General features: G+C 53.4%; 1 rRNA gene. It reads right to left on the minus strand.

The window, feature by feature from the left end:
• Positions 1-1,009, minus strand: a 16S ribosomal RNA gene (locus PQ474_RS26180); the annotation flags it as partial.
• Between the last annotated feature and the right edge of the window lie 10 nt (positions 1,010-1,019).

Here is a 1,019-nt window from a genome sequence, read left to right on the forward strand (position 1 = left end):
AAGGATGTCAAGACCTGGTAAGGTTCTTCGCGTTGCTTCGAATTAAACCACATGCTCCACTGCTTGTGCGGGCCCCCGTCAATTCCTTTGAGTTTCAACCTTGCGGTCGTACTCCCCAGGCGGAGTGCTTAATGTGTTAACTTCGGCACTAAGGGCATCGAAACCCCTAACACCTAGCACTCATCGTTTACGGCGTGGACTACCAGGGTATCTAATCCTGTTTGCTCCCCACGCTTTCGCGCCTCAGCGTCAGTTACAGACCAGAGAGTCGCCTTCGCCACTGGTGTTCCTCCACATATCTACGCATTTCACCGCTACACGTGGAATTCCACTCTCCTCTTCTGTACTCAAGTCTCCCAGTTTCCAATGACCCTCCACGGTTGAGCCGTGGGCTTTCACATCAGACTTAAAAGACCGCCTGCGCGCGCTTTACGCCCAATAATTCCGGACAACGCTTGCCACCTACGTATTACCGCGGCTGCTGGCACGTAGTTAGCCGTGGCTTTCTGGTTAGGTACCGTCAAGGTGCCGCCCTATTTGAACGGCACTTGTTCTTCCCTAACAACAGAGCTTTACGAACCGAAATCCTTCATCACTCACGCGGCGTTGCTCCGTCAGACTTTCGTCCATTGCGGAAGATTCCCTACTGCTGCCTCCCGTAGGAGTCTGGGCCGTGTCTCAGTCCCAGTGTGGCCGATCACCCTCTCAGGTCGGCTACGCATCGTCGCCTTGGTAAGCCGTTACCTTACCAACTAGCTAATGCGCCGCGGGCCCATCCCGTAGTGATAGCCGGAGCCATCTTTTATTCTAGAACCATGAGATTCTAGAAATTATCCGGTATTAGCACCGATTTCTCGATGTTATCCCGATCTACAGGGCAGGTTGCCCACGTGTTACTCACCCGTCCGCCGCTAACCTTTGGGAGCAAGCTCCCATTAGTTCGCTCGACTTGCATGTATTAGGCACGCCGCCAGCGTTCGTCCTGAGCCAGGATCAAACTCTCCATAAAAGTGTTTGAT

This window comes from Halalkalibacter alkalisediminis, from assembly GCF_028610705.1.
GTDB lineage: Bacteria > Bacillota > Bacilli > Bacillales > Bacillaceae_D > Halalkalibacter > Halalkalibacter alkalisediminis.